We start from the raw sequence: 17,614 nt of genomic DNA, 5'->3' as shown, positions 1-17,614 counted from the left end.
CATGCGAACGCTGGCCATCGCGGCGAACGGGCTGCGCAAGTCCTACGGCGACAAGGTCGTGCTCGACGGCATCGACCTGGCCGTGCCGGAAGGCACGATCTTCTCCCTGCTCGGCCCGAACGGCGCCGGCAAGACCACCGCCGTCAAGATCCTCTCCACCCTCATCACCGCCGACGCCGGCGACCTGCGCGTCGCCGGCCACGACCTCGCCACCGACGCCCAGGCCGTGCGCGCCGCGATCGGCGTCACCGGGCAGTTCTCCGCCGTCGACGGGCTGATCACCGGAGAGGAGAACATGCTCCTCATGGCCGACCTGCACCACCTGCCCAAGGCCGAGGGCCGGCGGGTCGCCGCCGAACTGCTGGAGCGCTTCGACCTGGTGGAGGCCGCGAAGAAGCCCGCCTCCACCTACTCCGGCGGCATGAAGCGCCGCCTGGACATCGCCATGACCCTGGTGGGCGACCCGCGGATCATCTTCCTGGACGAGCCGACCACCGGCCTCGACCCGCGCTCCCGCCACACCATGTGGGGCATCATCCGCGAGCTGGTCTCCGGCGGCACCACCGTCTTCCTCACCACCCAGTACCTGGAGGAGGCCGACCAGCTCGCCGACCGCATCGCCGTCCTGCACGACGGGAAGATCGCCGCGGAGGGCACCGCCGAGGAGCTGAAGCGGCTGGTCCCGGGCGGACACGTCCGGCTCCGCTTCACCGACCCGGCCGCCTACCGGTCCGCCGCCTCCGCCCTGCGCGAGGTCACCCGGGACGACGAGGCGCTGGCCCTGCAGATCCCCAGCGGCGGCACCCAGCGCGAGCTGCGCTCCCTCCTCGACTGGCTGGACTCGGCCGGCATCGAGGCCGACGAACTGACCGTGCACACCCCCGACCTCGACGACGTGTTCTTCGCGCTGACCGACAGCGCCGTCGTGCCCAGCCAGCCGAACCAGCCCAAGGAGACCCTGCGATGAGCGCTCCCCTGGCCCCCGCCCGCCCGGCCCGGTTCTCCCTCGCCGTGCGCGACTCCTCCACCATGCTGCGCCGCAACCTGCTGCACGCCCGGCGCTACCCCTCCCTCACGCTGAACCTGCTGCTCACGCCGGTCATGCTGCTGCTGCTGTTCGTCTACATCTTCGGCGACGCGATGAGCGGCGGCGCAGGCCGCTCGGCCTACATCGCCTACCTCGTGCCCGGCATCCTGCTGATGACCGTCGGCTCCACCACCATCGGCACCGCGGTGTCCGTCTCCACCGACATGAGCGAGGGCATCATCGCCCGCTTCCGCACCATGGCCATCCACCGCGGCTCCATCCTCATCGGACATGTCGTCGGCAGCGTCCTGCAGTCGGTGCTGAGCGTGGTCCTCGTCGGCGCCGTCGGCGTCGCCATCGGCTTCCGCTCCCACGACGCCACCGTCCTGGACTGGCTCGCGGCGCTCGGCCTGATCGTCCTGTTCGCCCTGGCGCTCACCTGGATCGCGGTCGGCATGGGCCTGGTCAGCCCCAACGCCGAGGCCGCCAGCAACAACGCCATGCCCCTGATCCTGCTCCCCCTGCTGTCCAGCGCGTTCGTCCCGCTGCACTCCATGCCCGGCTGGTTCCAGCCCATCGCCCACTACCAGCCCTTCACCCCCACCATCGAGACCCTGCGCGGGCTGCTGCTCGGCACCCACATCGGCGACAACTGGTGGATCGCCCTCGCCTGGTGCCTCGGCCTCGCGGTGCTCGGCTACCGCTGGTCGACGGCGAAGTTCCACCAGGACGCGAAGTAACGCGATGACGCGGCGGGCCACTTCCCGCACCCCGTTCCACCCAGGGCGGCGTACACCGGCACCACGCCGGAGTACGCCGCCCCTGTTGTGTACAGGATCGGCGTGCATCGGCAGAAAGGATTGGCGTGCGCGAGGAGTTGGCGGGCAACCGCGGCAGCTGCGTGACCTGACGGGACGGAGCCTGCGCGAGCTCTGCCGGCCGGGCCGAGCGACGTGGTCCGTCACAGGCTGCGGGCGGTGATGTCGCCGCGGGAGGTGGTGGCGCGGATGTCGAGTCCGGCGGTGCCGTCGTTCTTGAGGGAGTTGCTGATGCGGCCGTGGCCGGTGCCGGCGTCCAGCACGGCAGAGACGCCGACGGCGGCGACGAACCGGATGCCTCCTCTTGGCTGACAGCCCAGCGTTTCCCAAAGTCGGAAACGCTACGTTGCATTCTGGATATGGGCAAGGAATTATTTGCACTGGACTTGCATTCCTCCAGGCAAAAGCGCAGCAATCGTTGCAATGGCATCTCACTTAATGCAACAACCACGTTCCCGATCATTGCAACGTGGTGAAGATGAACGCTATGGTGGAGGCGTCAGGGAAAACCGGGCAGCACCGTGGGCGCCCGTGGCGCGTGAAGGAGTGCACCGATGCCGGGAGGCAGGCTCACCCAGGCCGAACGCCAGCAGATCGCGCTGGGGCTGGCCGACAGCCTCCCCTATGCCGAGATCGCCCGGCGTCTGGGCCGCCCGACCTCGACGATCACGCGTGAGGTGATGCGCAACGGCGGCCCCACCGCCTACCGCGCCGACCTGGCGCAACGCGCTACCCAGCAGCGCACCCGCCGGCGCAGGCAGGCCACGCCCCAGGGTAAGCAGGCGCCCGAGCAGCCCTACGGACGCGACGCCGAAGCCGTGGCGGCGTACCAGGAGACCCTCACGACCGTCTTCATGGCCTCGGGTCTGCCCAAGATGATGGCCCGGGTGCTGGGCTGTCTCTACACCACCGACTCCGGCAGCCTCACCGCTTCGGAACTCGCCCAGCGCCTCCAGGTGAGCCCGGCGTCCATCTCCAAAGCGATCACGTTCCTGGCGAGCCTGGACCTCGTCCGCCGGGAACGCGACGAACGCCGCCGCGAGCGCTACGTCGTCGACGACAACCTGTGGTACCAGTCGATGATCCAGAGCATACGGGCCAACGACCAGTTCATCGAAACCGCACGCGAAGGCGTCGCCGTCCTCGGCCGCGGCACCCCGGCCGCCACCCGCCTCGAAAACGCCGCCCGCTTCCTCGACTTCGTCGGCGAAGCACTCATCCGCGCCGCCGAACAGGCCCGCGCCGTCCTTCACACCAGCACCGAAACGACTCCGGACGACACCACCAGCCCGAAGCCGGACGACGGACACACGACCGCACCGACCGCCTCCGCGTGAGCCGGCCGCCGAAGCGGACGGAGACGGGGGAGACAGGGCCCGAGCAGTGCACAGGCAGCGCAGGTCGGCGACGCTGTCGTCGATGGCATTGGCGGTGCGTACACAGTCCGGCGTGCGGTGGGCGGCCTCGCAGCCGCCGGTGGTGAGTGCGGTGGCGAGGGCGATGGCGGCCGACGCGGCGGGGCCGCGGCACGGCCTCGGCGCAAGCGACCGCTGGGTGTGGGTGTCATGACGGCGTGTCCCTTCCCCCGGCCAAGGCCGGCGGAGCGCACGGTTCGTCGGACGGGGCGCCCGAGCCCATGGTGCCGTGGGCGGAGGCAGCGGGGTTGTCCGGTCCACACGGTCTCGACCGGGGGTCCCTGAAGGGCCGGCTGGGCCGGTGCTCCGGCGGCCGGTGGGCCCGGCTTCGGGGCCTCACACCACTCCTTGCGCCAGCATCGCCTCCGCCACCCGTTCGAAGCCCGCGATGTTCGCGCCGGCCACATAGTCACCGGGCACGCCGTAGCGCTCGGCGGTGTGCCAGCACAGGTCGTGGATCTCGCGCATGACCGTGGCCAGTTCGCTCTCCACGCGCTGCCGGGACCAGGACTCGCGGCCGCTGTTCTGCCGCATCTCCAGCGCGCTGACGGCGACACCGCCGGCGTTTGCCGCCTTGCCCGGCCCGAACGCCACCCCGGCGTCCCGCAGCACGCCGGCCGCCGCCGGAGTCACCGGCATGTTGGCGCCCTCCGACACCGCCTTCACCCCGCCCCGCACCAGCGCCAGCGCACCGTCGGCGTCCAACTCGTTCTGCGTCGCCGACGGCAGCGCCACATCGGCCGGGACCTCCCACACCGAGCCGCCCGGCACGAACACCGCCGAGCTGCCACGGCGTTCGGCGTAGTCCCGCACCCGGCCCCGCTCGACCTCCTTGACCTGCTTGAGGAGGTCGAGGTCGATGCCCTTGTCGTCCACGACGTAACCGCCGGAGTCCGACACCGTGATCGCCCGCGCACCCAGCTCGTGCAGCTTCTCGACGGTGTACAGGGCGACGTTGCCGGAACCGGACACCAGCACCTGCTGTCCCGGCAGGTCCTCGCCTCGCCGGCGCAGCATCTCGGCTGCGAACAGCACATTGCCGTATCCGGTGGCCTCCACCCGTCCCGCCGAGCCGCCCCAGCCCACGCCCTTGCCGGTCAGGACGCCCGCCTCCCACCGGTTGGTGATCCGCCGGTACTGCCCGAACAGGTAGCCGATCTCCCGGCCGCCCACGCCGATGTCCCCAGCGGGCACGTCCGTACGGTCGCCGATGTGCCGGTACAGCTCCGTCATGAAGGACTGGCAGAACCGCATCACCTCGGCGTCCGAGCGGCCGCGCGGGTCGAAGTCGCTGCCGCCCTTTCCGCCGCCGATGCCGAGGCCGGTCAGCGCGTTCTTGAAGATCTGCTCGAAGCCCAGGAACTTCACGATGCCGAGGTTCACCGAGGGGTGGAAGCGCAGGCCGCCCTTGTAGGGGCCGAGGGCGCTGTTGAACTCCACCCGGAAGCCCCGGTTCACGCGCACCCGGCCCGTGTCGTCCACCCATGGGACCCGGAACAGCACCTGCCGCTCCGGCTCACAGATCCGTTCGACGACGGCTGCCTCCGCCAGCTCGGGTCGTGCCGCCACCACTGGTGCCAGGGACTCCAGGACCTCCCGCGCGGCCTGATGGAACTCCGGCTCCGCGGGGTTGCGGCGGACGACCTCGGCGTAAACGGCGTCGAGCCTTTCGCGTGCGGATGCTGCTGTCATGGCAACCTCTTTCAGCCGGGTCGAGCGGGCGGGTGCGCGGGGCCGGGCGCAGGCGGCGGCTCGTCGGGGCCGGCCGTCGCCCTCCGGCGCACCCGGTTCGTTGGACGGTCCGTTGTACGGCTCGAGGGCGGTCCTGACTCACTTCGGGCTGCCAGCTGCCGCGTCCCGTGCCGCGCGGTTCCCCCACCCTGGCGCCGTCGGCTAAGGCGTCGCCGGAGTGGGAGACGACCGGTGTCGTGCGGGCCGTGCCGCGCTGTGAGATGGGCACGGCTGGATGATCTGGCGGCCTCGATGTGCAGCTCCGTCACGCGCCATGCGCTCCGGCGGCGCGGTCGTCGTCCGCGGGCCGCGCCGCCGCGGACCGCCGGCGTCGTCCCGCACGGGCGAGGCGATGCAGTCGCCCGGGCTCGGACCCCGGCCCTTGGCGAGGTCGGTCCACGGCCCCGTCAGAGCAGTGCGCCTCTTCAACTACAGGAATCACCGCACCTCGCGAGGCGGTCGCCCGGGACTGATCAGGGCGTCGACGCCGTCGAGGATGCGGGCGAGGCCGAATTCCAGGAGGTCTGTGCCATCGGGGTCGAAGGCGCCCTCGGCGACCGCCTTGGTCAGGGCGGGGTAGCGGTCGGCATGCCGCGCGAGCAGTTCGGCGGTGAGTTGGTTCCACTCCCGGTCGTGTTCCTCGTCGTAGTCGCCCTGCTGCTGGGCCAGGTTGCGGACGAGGCCGATCAGCAGCAGGAAGATCTGGTGGCGCTGGGCGCCTCCGAGGCCGGTGGGTTCCAGGGCGGCGAGTGCCGCGTCGAGCCAGCGCAGCTGGTGGGGGCCCATCTTCTGGCGGCGCATCGCGGTGGCGGAAAGCAGCCAGGGGTGGGCGGTGTAGACGCGGGCGCACTGCCGGGTCCACTCGCGTACGGCGGCCCGCCAGTCGGCGTCCGGCACCCCGGACAGGTCGGGGGCCTCGGCCAGCACCGACTCCACCATCAGCTCGACGAGTTCGGTCTTGCCCGGGACGTACCGGTACAGGGCCATGGCCGACAGGCCGAATCCGGCGGCGACCTTGTTCATGGAGAGCGCATCCAGCCCTTCGGCGTCCGCGAGCGCGACGGCGGCGGCGGCGATCCGCTGCGGGGTGAGGCTCGGCTTGGGGCCCCGGGTGGGTGGTTCCTTCTCCCCCCACAGCAGCGCGAGGCTCACCCGGGGGTCGCGCGATTTGTGCTGTTCCTTGGCCTTACGGCTGGCCATGGGACCTCCTCTTCGACGTCCGCTGGGGCGACGCCTGTTGACTCCACCCAACAACTGTATATACCGTAAACACATCTGCTGACGACGTAAACAGTTTTTGGGGGAACACCATGCTGCTGACCTACCGGGCGCTGAAGCGCCGCGCGCTCGCCAAGAAGCTCGCGATCACCACTGCGAACGGCATCGACGAGTCCTCCTACGTGCGCATCGGCGGCATCGACCAGTGGATCTCGATCCGGGGAGAGGACCTGTCGAACCCGGTGATCCTGGAGGTACACGGCGGCCCCGGCGCCTCCAACCTCGTCTTCGCCCCGCGCACCCGCGCCTGGGAGCGGCACTTCACGATCGTCCGATGGGACATGCGGGGAGCCGGCAAGACCTACGCGGCGGGCGGCGCCGAAGGCCAGGGCGAGATGACCCTCGACCGCGTCTACCAGGACGCTCTGGAGGTCACCCAGCACATCCGCGCCCGCCTCGGCGTGGACCGCCTCCTCCTCGTCGCCAACAGCTTCGGTACGGTCACCGGGTTGCGTCTGGCCCGCAACCACCCCGAGCTGTACTCGGCGTACGTCGGCACCGACCAGAACATCATGGAAGGCGGCCGCAACACCTCGGGGTACGAGGCGCTGCTGGCCCGGCTGGAGAAGGCGGGCAAGCGCAAGGAACTGGCGCGGATGGTGTCGATCGGCCCGGACCGCTCGGCCTGGTCGCCGCAGGAGTGGTCGGAGTACGCGAAGACCGTGGTCACCACCGACCCGCTGACCTACGAAACCATGAAGACGGTCGTCATCCGCTCCCTGTGGTTCTCCCCGTTCCACACCCTGCGCGGCCTGCGCGCCTATCTGAAGGGGATGAACTTCTCCGAGCAGCTCGGCCCGCAGGGGACGACGATCGACGAATACGCCGACGGGACCGCCTTCCGCATCCCCTTCTTCCTCTTCCAGGGCGACTGCGACGTCCTCACCCCGCCGGAGCCGGCCCGCCGCTACTGGGCGGAAGTCACCGCGCCGGTCAAGGACTTCGCCCTCATCCGGGACGCGAGCCATTTCGCGTCCTTCCGCCACCCCGACCAGTTCCTGGAGCTGATGCTGGACAAGGTGCGGCCGGTGGTGACCGGAGAGGCAGGACGGCGGTCCGCGGGGCGACCTGCGGCACGGTGATCCGGGAGGTCGCCGCGGCACTCGCGGCCGTGCGTGGGGCACGCCGCTGATCGGCCGCGGGGTCGTCAGGGCTCCTCTCCCCGAATGTGGGCGAAGCGGCGGCGGCCCAGCGGGCGCTGCCCGGAAGGCCGACAGGCCCGAAGTCGCCTGCCAGGACGAGGAGTTCGGGTCGGCGCCAGTGCCGTCGTGGTGCTGGGTACACCTCCGCAGACGGGCGCTGGGCCCCGCACGTGGCTCGCGGTGGTGGCGGTGTCCGCCGCGGTCACGCTCGGCACCAGCCTGCTCACGGCCCACCGCGTGATGCGGACACCGGCGGCGCAGGCCGTGGCGGCCGCCTGAGGAGGCGACGCCTCCGTCGTCAGCCGATGACGGTCCAGGTGTCGCCGCCGGCGAGGAGGGCGGCGAGGTCGCCCTTGCCCTTCTGCTCGATCGCGGTGTCGAGCTGGTCGGCCATGGCGGTGTCGTAGACGGGCCGGTCGACCGAGCGGAACACACCGATGGGGGTGTGGTGCAGGGTGTCGGGGTCGGCGAGCCGGGACAGGGCGAAGGCGGTGGTCGGGGACGCGGAGTGCGCGTCGTGGACGACGATGTCCGCCTCGTTGTCCGCGGTCACGGTGACGACCTCCAGGTCACCGGTCTGACGGTTGCGGACGACCCCGCGCCCTCCGTCGGTGCCGAAGCGGATCGGCTGCCCGTGCTCGAGGCGGACCACGGCCTCCTCGGCCTGCTGCTTGTCCTTGAGGACCTCGAAGGCGCCGTCGTTGAAGATGTTGCAGTTCTGGTAGATCTCCACCAGGGCGGTCCCCGGATGCGCGGCGGCGGCGCGCAGCACCTCGGTGAGGTGTTTGCGGTCGGAGTCGATGGTGCGGGCCACGAAGGAGGCACCTGCGCCGATTGCCAGGGAGACGGGGTTGAACGGGGCGTCCAGGGAGCCCATCGGCGTCGATTTGGTGATCTTGCCGAGTTCGGAGGTCGGGGAGTACTGGCCTTTGGTGAGGCCGTAGATGCGGTTGTTGAACAGCAGGATCTTGAGGTTGACGTTGCGGCGCAGGGCGTGGATGAGGTGGTTGCCGCCGATGGACAGGGCGTCGCCGTCGCCGGTGACCACCCACACGGACAGGTCGCGGCGGGATGTGGCCAGGCCGGTGGCGATGGCGGGGGCGCGGCCGTGGATGGAGTGCATCCCGTAGGTGTTCATGTAGTACGGGAAGCGGGAGGAGCAGCCGATGCCGGAGACGAAGACGATGTTCTCCTTCGCCAGCCCGAGTTCGGGCATGAAGCCCTGCACGGCGGCCAGGATGGCGTAGTCACCGCAGCCCGGGCACCAGCGCACCTCCTGGTCGGACTTGAAGTCCTTCATCGACTGCTTGGCCTCGGCCTTGGGGACCAGCTGCAGCAGTCCGTTGCCGGCGTCAGTCATCGATGGCCTCCTTCAGCGCCTTGGCGAGCTGTTCCGCCTTGAACGGCATGCCGTTGACCTGGTTGTAGGAGCGGGCGTCGATGAGGTACCTCGCCCGGATCAGGGTGGCCAGCTGCCCGAGGTTCATCTCCGGGATCACCACCGTGTCGTACCGGCCCAGGACCTCGCCCAGATTCCGCGGGAAGGGGTTGAGGTGACGCAGGTGCGCCTGCGCGATGGAGGCTCCGGCCGCGCGCAGCCTGCGTACCGCCGCCGTGATCGGCCCATACGTCGAGCCCCAGCCCAGCACCAGCGTGGCCGCGCCGTGCGGGTCGTCGACCTCCACGTCCGGGACGGCGATGCCGTCGACCTTGGCCTGCCGGGTGCGGACCATGAAGTCGTGGTTGGCCGGGTCGTAGGAGATGTTCCCGGTGCCGTCCTGCTTCTCGATCCCGCCGATACGGTGCTCCAGCCCCGGCGTGCCCGGGACCGCCCACGGCCGCGCCAGCGTCTGCGGATCACGCTTGTACGGCCAGAACACCTCGGTGCCGTCGTCCAGGGTGTGGTTGGGGCCGGAGGCGAACTGCACCCGCAGGTCGGGCAGCTCCTGAAGGTCCGGGATCCGCCACGGCTCCGACCCGTTGGCCAGATACCCGTCCGAGAGCAGCATGACCGGGGTGCGGTAGGTCAGCGCGATCCGCGCCGCCTCCAGGGCCGCATCGAAGCAGTCCGCCGGAGTCTTCGGCGCCACGATCGGCACCGGCGCCTCACCGTTGCGGCCGAACATCGCCTGCAACAGGTCCGCCTGCTCGGTCTTGGTCGGCAGCCCCGTCGACGGCCCGCCCCGCTGGATGTCCACCACCAGCAGCGGCAACTCCAAAGACACCGCCAGCCCGATCGTCTCGCTCTTGAGCGCGATGCCGGGGCCGGAGGTGGTGGTCACCGCCAGGGAGCCGCCGAAGGCCGCGCCCAGCGCCGCGCCGATCCCGGCGATCTCGTCCTCCGCCTGGAAGGTGCGCACCCCGAAGTTCTTGTGCTTGGACAGTTCGTGCAGGATGTCCGAGGCCGGGGTGATCGGATACGAGCCCAGGAACAACGGCAGATCGGCCTGCTGCGAGGCGGTGATCAGGCCGTAGGCCAGGGCCAGGTTGCCGGAGATGTTGCGGTAGGTACCGGTCGGGAACGCGGCGGCCGCCGGGGCGACCTCGTAGGAGACCGCGAAGTCCTCCGTCGTCTCCCCGAAGTTCCAGCCCGCCCGGAACGCGGCGATGTTCGCCGCCATGATCTCGGGCTTCTTCGCGAACTTGGCCTTCAGGAACTTCTCCGTGCCCTCCGTGGGCCGGTGGTACATCCACGACAGCAGACCGAGGGCGAACATGTTCTTGCTGCGCTCGGCCTCCTTGCGGGACAGGTCGAAGTCCTTCAGCGCCTGCACCGTCAGCGTGGTCAGCGGCACCGGGTGCAGGCTGTAGCCGTCGAGTGTGCCGTCCTCCAGCGGGGAGACGTCGTAGCCGACCTTCTGCAGGGCGCGCTTGGTGAACTCGTCGGTGTTGACGATGATCTCCGCACCCCGCGGGAGATCGCCGATGTTCGCCTTCAGCGCGGCCGGGTTCATCGCGACCAGCACGTTCGGCGCGTCACCCGGGGTGAGGATGTCGTGGTCGGCGAAATGCAGCTGGAACGACGACACACCGGGCAGAGTGCCGGCCGGAGCACGGATCTCGGCGGGAAAGTTCGGCAGCGTCGAAAGGTCGTTGCCGAACGACGCGGTCTCCGAGGTGAACCGGTCACCCGTGAGCTGCATACCGTCACCCGAGTCCCCCGCAAACCGGATGACGACCTGGCCCACACGGCGGGTCTCCTTGGTGGGCGGCCTCCCCGTCACGGGTGCCGCGGTGGTTTCCACAGACATACGCGTATCGGCTCCTGTCGGTACGGAGGACAGCCCTGGGCGGCGCCGGATGAGTCGTGCACCTGGCCGGACGCTAGCCAGACTCGTTAGAGGGGCGCTCGTGCCCGCGTACGGCACGCCCTTACTCGCCGTCGACCGCCGGCCGGACCTTCTCGGCAGGCCCCTCACGTCCGTCGAGGTCGGGGGTGAGCTGCGCGAACAGACGGTCCACCGCGTTCTGTTCGCCGAATCGGGCCCGCACGGGAAAGGCCCGGCCGCCCGCCTTCTCGGTCTGCTCCACGGTGTCGGCGGCGGCCTGCTCATCGCTGCCGTAGTGCACGGCGACGTGTGCGCCCTCGGCGGCCAGCCGCAGTGCGATGGCCCGGCCGATGCCGCGCGACGCGCCCGTCACCAGTGCCGTCCTGCCGGTCAGCTCACCATGGTTCCGCTCCTGCCGGCCGTGTCCGGTACCCCGGTGCATTCAGTGCGGGCCGCACCGGAGAACCCGGTGCGGCCCGCGAGTCGTACGTTGCCTGCGGTGGTCAGTTGGCGGCCGCGTCCGCCTTGAGGGGCTGGGCCACCGCCTGCTTGGCAGCGGCGACGCGCTCACGGCCGGGGATGGCGAGGACGACCAGCGCGGCCAGGACCGCCACACCGGCGCTGACCAGCAGGACGGTGCGGAAGCCGTTCTCGGACGGCAGGGCCACCGGGCCGAGCTTGGTGGTCATGTGGGCCAGGATCACGCCGACCACGGCGGACGACGTGGAGGTGCCGATGGCCCGCATCAGACTGTTGAGGCCGTTGGCGGCGGCGGTCTCGGTGAGCGGCACCGAGCTCATGATGAGGGCCGGCATGGAGGCGAAGGCGAAGCCGACGCCGACCGTGACGACGCAGCTGAAGACGAGGACACCCCAGACGTTCTCCATCAGCGGCAGCGCCAGCGCGTAGCCGCCGGCGATCACCAGGGAGCCGGCGAGCAGCGCCACCTTCGGGCCGCGGGCCGCGGAGATCTTCGCCGCGTAGGACGAGGCGACCATCATGACGATGCCGGAGGGCGCCATCCACAGGCCGGAGGCGAGCATCGACTGGCCGAGGCCGAAGCCGGTGGCCTTGGGCAGCTGCAGCAGCTGAGGAATGATCAGCTGGCTGGAGTACATGGCGAAGCCGACCACGATCGAGGCCAGGTTGGTCATCAGCACCGGCCGACGCGCGGACGTGCGCAGGTCGATGAGCGGGGAGGAGATCCGCAGCTCCCATGCCGACCAGGCCAGCAGCAGCACGGCGGAGGCGGCGAACAGGCCGAGCGTGGTGTGCGAGGCCCAGCCCCAGTCGCCGCCCTTGGAGATGGCCAGCATCAGGCAGACCAGGCCGGCGGAGAGGACGACGGCGCCGATGCCGTCGAAGGTACCGGTACCGCGGGCCTCGACGGCGGGCACGATCAGCAGGGTCAGGAGGAGAACGACGACGCCGAGCGCCGCCGAGCCCCAGAACAGCACGTGCCAGTTGGTCTTCTCGGCCACGACCGCCGCGATCGGCAGGCCCAGGGCGCCGCCGATGCCGAGCGACGAGCTCATGATGGCCATCGCGTGGCCGAGCTTCTCCTTCGGCAGGACGTCACGCATCACGCTGATGCCGAGCGGGATGACGCCCATGCTGAAGCCCTGCAGCGCTCGACCGACCACCATCGGCGTCAGGGAGTGGGACACGGCGCAGACCAGGCAGCCCACGCTCATCACGACGAGGCTGATGTTGAGGATGAGGCGCTTTCCGTAGAGGTCGCCGAGCCTGCCGGCCACCGGAGTCGCCACGGCGCCGACGAGCAGCGTCGCGGTGATGGACCACGAGGCGTTGGATGCCGTGGTGTGCAGGAGCTCGGGCAGCTTGGGGATCAGAGGAACGATCAGGGTCTGCATCAGCGAGACCATGATTCCGGCCGCAGCGAGTACGCCGACGATAGCTCCGCTGGCGGGAGCTGACCGGGTGGAAGTAGTGCTCATGGCGACTCCGCTCAGGACTCTGGCATGTCATGGGACAGCGCACGATGCGCATTCGAAGGGAGGGTTCCACCGCGCGACTGAGCGCCACTGGAGTCCTGGTGGAGCGGCGGGCCGTGCGGGGCCGCGCTGCCTGCGAGCCTCGCCGGGCGCGGTCGATCATGGCTCGGGGCCGTCCGGGTCCCCGCTCGAGGCGGCCCCTAAATCCGGCCGAAAACGCAGGGGCTGAGGCGCGTGACCCTTAAACCGAGGAGCGGGGTCCGCGCGCGTAGCCCGCCCGCCGCCGCGCTCCGCAGAATGCGAGGCAGAGCCGCCGTACGCGGCTCATCACGGACGACAAGAGATGAGGGACGCCATGTCCGCACACGGTCCGATCGACGAACTGCTCGCGGCGGAGCACAGGCTGCAGGCGGCGCACCGCGGCTGCGATGTGGTGGAGATGGACGCGATACTCGACGACCGGTCCATCCGGGTCGATCCCGAGGGCACCCTGGTCCCCAAGGCCCAGGATCTGGAGTCCTTCCGAGACGGCACGCTGGTCATCAACAAGCTGGAGGAGGTGGAACCGGCACAGGTGATCGTGGAGGGGAGCACGGGCATCACCCGGGCCCTGCTGACCGTCGCCGGTTCCTACGCCGGCTACGAGTACGTCACGCAGCTGCGCTACACCCGCACATGGGTGCACACCGAGCAGGGGTGGCGCGTCCTCGCCATTCACGCGAGCCAGATCACCGACTGACGCACGGGCGGAGTCACCGGCCGGCCTGGGGGCAGGGCCGCCGGCTGACGTGCGGGCCACGGCACCGGCGGGGACCGGGCCGGCCGGTCAGCCCGTGGCCGCCCGGCCCGTTCCCATCGGGCCGGCTGCGGCGGGAACCCCGTAGGCGTTGGTCTTCGGATCGGAGTCGCCCGCGAGGTAGATGATCAGCACGATCGCTCCAGCGACGGGAATCAGGGCGAGAAGCAGCCACCAGCCGGTGCGGCCGGTGTCGTGCAGCCGGCGCACGGCCACGGCCATGGACGGCAGGAGCACCGCCAGTGAGTAGGCGGCGGTGAGCACCGGCCTGATCCCGATGGCGGTCTCGACGCCGGCCAGGGTGAACGCGAGCATCACGCTGATCAGCGTGAACGCCCAGTACTCCTCGCGGGCCGCCCTGCCCTCGAAGAGGGTGTACTTGCGTAGCACGTCGGTGTACCAGTGCATGCGGGGCTCCTCACTGCTCGGGAGACGTCAGCGGGCTCGCGTGGAGACTGTCTCAGCCACCGCTCGTTTTCCGCTCGAGCGAAGAGGTCGCCCGTGGGACGGGAGCCGACCGCGCGTCGAGCGGGGCTCGATCCGTTGTGGAGAATCGCGGTTCACGGTGGCCGGGGTCAGGGGTGACCCCGGCCACCGTCGGCTGTCCGGGACGAGGCGGAATGGTGCTGCCTGTCTCTTGTGCGGCGGCATTCCTCCGCGCAACCCCTGTCGTGGCCCCCAGACGCTCGCCGGTTCCGGGGCGCCTTGCCCCGCGCATTGCCGAGTGTTTGCCTTCGAGGGGGCAGTCCACCCCTGGGCCGGGTCGTTGCCCCCATGGGACGAACACGAACGGAGAACCCCCCACAATGCGTGAACTGACCGGAAAAGTGGCACTGGTGACCGGCGGCAGCCGTGGGATCGGCGCCGCCGTTTCCAAACGGCTGGCGGCCGAGGGCGCATCGGTGGCTCTGACCTACCACCGGGACGCGGAAGGTGCCGAGAAGATCGCCAAGGAGATCGCGGCCGAGGGCGGGCACGCCGTCACCGTCCATGCCGACAGTGCGGATCCGGCCGCGGTGCGGGCCGCCGTGGACCACACGGCCGAGGTCTTCGGCGGCCTCGACATCCTTGTCAACAACGCGGGCGTGCTGCCCTGGGGGCCGCTGGAGGCGGTGACGACGGAGGAGCTGGACCGAGCCATGGCGGTCAACGCGCGCGGGCCCTTCCTCGCCGCGCAGGCGGCGTCGGCGTACATGGGCCCGGGCGGCCGCATCATCAGCATCGGCACATGTGTCACCGAGCGGGTGTCCTCCTCCGGCATGACGCTGTACGCCATGAGCAAGGCCGCGCTCACCGGCATGACCAAGGGCCTGGCCCGCGATCTGGGCGGGCGGGGGATCACGGCTGTGCTGGTGCAGCCCGGTCCCACGGACACGGAGATGAATCCGGCCGGGGGGCCCGGCGGGGAGTTGCAGGCCCGGATGACCGCGGTGGGCCGTTACGGCACCCCGGAGGAGATCGCCACCACCGTCGTCCATCTCGCCGGGGAGGGCGGACGGTTCATCACGGGCACGGCGATCGCCGTGGACGGCGGGTTCATGATCTGATCCGCCGGGTGCGGGCGTTCGGCCGCTCAGGTGGTGGGCCTCGGCGCCTGCCCGCCCCGGCCGGGGCGGGTCCCGGGTCAGCCCGCGGACCCCGGCGTCGCGGTGGCCGCGGGGCGCCTGGCGGGGCGGTCGAGGAGGGCTGTGGACCGCCGGGTGAGTTCCTTGCGGTCCACCTTGCGGTTGGAGTTGAGGGGGAACTCGGCCAGGTGCTCGTAGTGGCGCGGCTGCATGCCCTTGGGCAGCAGTTCGCGCAGGGCGCGGGCGAACCGGGAGGCGGGGCGGGGCTCTCCGGTGTAGTAGACGACGAGTTCGGTGCCGGAGGGGGTGGGGGCGCCGACGGCCACCACGTCCTCCACGCCTTCGCAGGAGCGCAGCACGTGCTCGATCTCGGCGAGTTCCACCCGCCAACCCTGTATCTGCACCTGGGAGTCGAGCCGTCCGAGGTAGACCAGCTCGCCGTCGGGGAGCCGGCGCACCCGGTCGCCCGTGCGGTACCAGCGGCGGCCGTCGCGTGCCACGAAGCGGCCGGCGTCGTCGGCGGGGTCGAGGTAGCCGGCCGTCAGCTGGGGGCCGGTGATCAGCAGCTCGCCCTCGACGGCGACCTCCTGGTCGGCCTCGTCGACGAGGACGTGGTCGTGCCCCTCGTGCACCGTGCCGATGGGAACCAGTCCGTTGACGCAGCGCTCGGGGGAGGTCGCCGGGTTCCAGCGGTGCCCGGTGATCGTGACGGTCAGCTCGGTCGGCCCGTAGATGTTCTCCAGGGTGGAGGCGGGCGCGGCGGCCTGCCAGTCGGTGGCGTCGTGCGCCCGCAGTGCCTCCCCGGCGAAGAAGCTCCAGCGCAGGCCGGGCAGCGAGCCGGGGGCCAGGCCGCCCAGACGCCGGACGAGGGAGATGGCGCTGGGCGTGGCGAACCACACGGTGACGCCGTGTCCGGCGAGGTACGCCGGCAGGTCGAGGTAGGCGGTCTGCGGGGTGACGTCGACGGTGGCCCCGGCGCCCCAGGCGCAGAACAGGTCGAACATCGCGCAGTCGAAGTTCAGGTCGAAGGTCTGCGAGAAGACGTCGTCAGCGGTGAAGTCGTAACGGCGGTCGAGCAGTTCGAAGTAGTGACGGGTGCTGCCGTGGCTGATCGGCACGCCCTTGGGACGGCCGGTGGAACCGGAGGTGAACAGCATGTAGGCGGTGTCGGAGGGCGCGGTGCCGGTGCGCGGCTCGGTGAGGGCGCGGGCGGGCACGGGGTCGACGACCGTCAGGGCGGGCAGGTCGTCGCCGAGGCCGTCCAGGACGGCCCGGCCGCGCTCGTCGGCGATCACGGCGCCGGCGCCGGAGAGTTCGAGCATGTGCCGGGTGCGGAGCACGGGGAAGTCGGGGTGCAGCGGGACCACGGTGGCACCCGCGTACAGGGCGCCGAGAATGCCCGCGTACGCCGTGACCGTCTTGCCCGCCAGGATGCCGACGACATCGGCGTCACCGACGGATCCCGCCCAGGTGAGGGCCTGGCGGTGGAGGTCGCGGTAGGTGATCGTCTCGGCGCCGATGCGCAGGGCCGGGCGGTCGGCGGACCGGGCCAGCCCGCGCAGGAAACGTTCGTGCAGGCCACCGTGCTGGTGCTGCTGGGTCATGGTTCCTCCGTAGGGGACGCGGCCGGGCCGGTCAGGCCGCGATCGGGCGGCGGCGCTTGGGGCGCAGGGCCAGGCGAGGGTTGGCCGAGACGACCCGGAAGTTCTTCGTGGCGGCGCCGACCCGGCCGAACAGGGCGTCCTGGCCGGCGACATAGAGGGTGCCGACGCCCCGGTCGCGCAGGGAGCCGAGGGCGGTGGGCCAGTTGACCGCACGGACGCAGCAGTCGAGCAGCATGTCCCTGATCTGCTCGCCGGTGGTCAGCAGAGTGCCGTCCTGGTCGGAGATGACGGCCAGGGTGGGATCGCGGAACTCCAGGCCGTCCATGACCTCGACGGCGGCGCGGCGGCGCAGCGCGGCGAAGGCGGCGGAGTGCATCGGCGGCCGCATGACGTACAGCGGGAGGCCGCCCGCGGCGCGCAGCCGCTGCTGGAGCCACTCCAGCCGGGAGGCACGCAGGGTGACCATGGCGAAGTCCTCGTCGACCACGCAGGTGACGTCGTGCCACTCTTCCTCGGCGGTGAGTTCGGCGAGGATCTCGTCGAGCACGGCGGGCGGGGTGCGGGCGAAGGACTGGGTGGCGACCTGCTCCGGGTACTCCTCGGCGAAGAACGCGTCGAGGCAGTGGGCGAACCGCTCGGTGAGCCGGACTCCGTCGGCGAAGGACAGGGCGCCCGAGCGGACGGCGGTGGCCTTGCCGCCGAAGCTGGGCCCGGTGACGAAGGAGGGCTCGACGCCGAATTCGTTCTCGGCCCACTCGGCGAGCGCGAGACAGTTCACGAAGAAGGCGATCTGGGCGTGGACGGAATAGTCGCCCTCCGCTTCCCGGAAACCGTCGAAGAGCGAGCGGCCGAGTGTTTCGTCGGCCGCCGCGACCAGTTTCCGGGCGAACGGATTGACAAGCATGAACTTGCCGACTTCAGCGAACGGGGAGGGCCCCATTCCCGGGAACACGAGGGCGCTTTTCGTCCGGATGTCAGTCATGCGGCCCAGTGTGCTGGGGTGACGGGCGGTCA

The 17,614-nt window shown here is 70.8% G+C and carries 14 protein-coding genes and 1 pseudogene; 6 read left to right on the top strand and 9 right to left on the bottom strand.

The annotated features are described in order from the left end of the window. The first annotated feature begins 1 nt into the window (after window position 1). From OG956_RS39395 to OG956_RS39385, 3 genes are all read left to right on the top strand, one after another. A complete protein-coding gene (locus OG956_RS39395; RefSeq protein ID WP_330343164.1) occupies window positions 2-967 on the top strand; it encodes an ATP-binding cassette domain-containing protein in 966 nt (321 codons plus the stop codon). Further along, window positions 964-1,767, top strand: coding sequence for an ABC transporter permease (locus OG956_RS39390; protein ID WP_330343163.1), 804 nt, complete (start codon window positions 964-966; stop codon window positions 1,765-1,767). Before OG956_RS39395 ends, OG956_RS39390 begins: the two co-directional genes overlap by 4 nt. 632 nt (window positions 1,768-2,399) lie before the next feature. Further along, window positions 2,400-3,182 carry a GbsR/MarR family transcriptional regulator gene (locus tag OG956_RS39385; protein WP_330343162.1) on the top strand — a complete coding sequence of 261 codons (783 nt, stop codon included), beginning with the start codon at window positions 2,400-2,402 and terminating at the stop codon, window positions 3,180-3,182. A gap of 414 nt (window positions 3,183-3,596) precedes the next feature. Here the strand turns inward: OG956_RS39385 and gdhA are convergent, their stop codons facing one another. Beyond that, window positions 3,597-4,952 (bottom strand): NADP-specific glutamate dehydrogenase, encoded by a 1,356-nt coding sequence (gene gdhA, locus OG956_RS39380; RefSeq protein WP_330343161.1) that lies wholly within the window; start codon window positions 4,950-4,952, stop codon window positions 3,597-3,599. A gap of 477 nt (window positions 4,953-5,429) precedes the next feature. Continuing rightward, window positions 5,430-6,191: a TetR/AcrR family transcriptional regulator C-terminal domain-containing protein gene (locus OG956_RS39375; protein WP_330343160.1), complete on the bottom strand. Its 762-nt coding sequence runs from the start codon at window positions 6,189-6,191 to the stop codon at window positions 5,430-5,432. A 110-nt stretch (window positions 6,192-6,301) separates the two neighbouring features. Between OG956_RS39375 and OG956_RS39370 the strand changes: the two genes are divergently transcribed. Then, a complete protein-coding gene (locus OG956_RS39370; protein ID WP_330343159.1) occupies window positions 6,302-7,351 on the top strand; it encodes an alpha/beta fold hydrolase in 1,050 nt (349 codons plus the stop codon). 358 nt (window positions 7,352-7,709) lie between these two features. Here the strand turns inward: OG956_RS39370 and OG956_RS39365 are convergent, their stop codons facing one another. From OG956_RS39365 to OG956_RS39350, 4 genes and pseudogenes are all read right to left on the bottom strand, one after another. After that, window positions 7,710-8,771, bottom strand: coding sequence for a 2-oxoacid:ferredoxin oxidoreductase subunit beta (locus OG956_RS39365; RefSeq protein ID WP_330343158.1), 1,062 nt, complete (start codon window positions 8,769-8,771; stop codon window positions 7,710-7,712). Beyond that, window positions 8,764-10,662, bottom strand: coding sequence for a 2-oxoacid:acceptor oxidoreductase subunit alpha (locus tag OG956_RS39360; protein WP_330343157.1), 1,899 nt, complete (start codon window positions 10,660-10,662; stop codon window positions 8,764-8,766). Before OG956_RS39360 ends, OG956_RS39365 begins: the two co-directional genes overlap by 8 nt. Before the next feature lie 169 nt (window positions 10,663-10,831). Continuing rightward, window positions 10,832-11,122 (bottom strand): annotated as a pseudogene (locus OG956_RS39355) (SDR family NAD(P)-dependent oxidoreductase); the annotation flags it as partial. 61 nt (window positions 11,123-11,183) lie between these two features. Then, the gene (locus OG956_RS39350) at window positions 11,184-12,638 is read right to left on the bottom strand and encodes an MFS transporter (protein WP_330343156.1); all 1,455 of its coding nucleotides are present in this window, start codon (window positions 12,636-12,638) and stop codon (window positions 11,184-11,186) included. Window positions 12,639-12,990: 352 nt separating this feature from the next. Here OG956_RS39350 and OG956_RS39345 point away from each other — a divergent pair, with 352 nt between their 5' ends. Continuing rightward, on the top strand, window positions 12,991-13,374 hold the full coding sequence (locus OG956_RS39345) for a nuclear transport factor 2 family protein (protein ID WP_330343155.1): 384 nt from the start codon (window positions 12,991-12,993) through the stop codon (window positions 13,372-13,374). Window positions 13,375-13,461: 87 nt separating this feature from the next. On the opposite strand, the gene OG956_RS39340 is transcribed toward OG956_RS39345, so the two are convergent. After that, complete coding sequence (locus OG956_RS39340) at window positions 13,462-13,839, bottom strand: DUF805 domain-containing protein (protein WP_330343154.1); 378 nt, start codon at window positions 13,837-13,839, stop codon at window positions 13,462-13,464. A 398-nt stretch (window positions 13,840-14,237) separates the two neighbouring features. On the opposite strand from OG956_RS39340, the gene OG956_RS39335 reads away from it, so the two are divergent. Continuing rightward, a complete protein-coding gene (locus OG956_RS39335; RefSeq protein WP_330343153.1) occupies window positions 14,238-14,978 on the top strand; it encodes an SDR family NAD(P)-dependent oxidoreductase in 741 nt (246 codons plus the stop codon). 77 nt (window positions 14,979-15,055) lie between these two features. Here OG956_RS39335 and OG956_RS39330 read toward each other — a convergent pair whose 3' ends face one another. Continuing rightward, window positions 15,056-16,600, bottom strand: coding sequence for an AMP-binding protein (locus OG956_RS39330; protein ID WP_330343152.1), 1,545 nt, complete (start codon window positions 16,598-16,600; stop codon window positions 15,056-15,058). 31 nt (window positions 16,601-16,631) lie between these two features. Beyond that, window positions 16,632-17,582, bottom strand: coding sequence for an ACP S-malonyltransferase (locus OG956_RS39325; protein ID WP_330343151.1), 951 nt, complete (start codon window positions 17,580-17,582; stop codon window positions 16,632-16,634). Between the last annotated feature and the right edge of the window lie 32 nt (window positions 17,583-17,614).

This window comes from Streptomyces sp. NBC_00557 (assembly GCF_036345995.1).
Taxonomy (GTDB): domain Bacteria; phylum Actinomycetota; class Actinomycetes; order Streptomycetales; family Streptomycetaceae; genus Streptomyces.
This window is presented reverse-complemented; position numbering and strand designations above follow the sequence as displayed.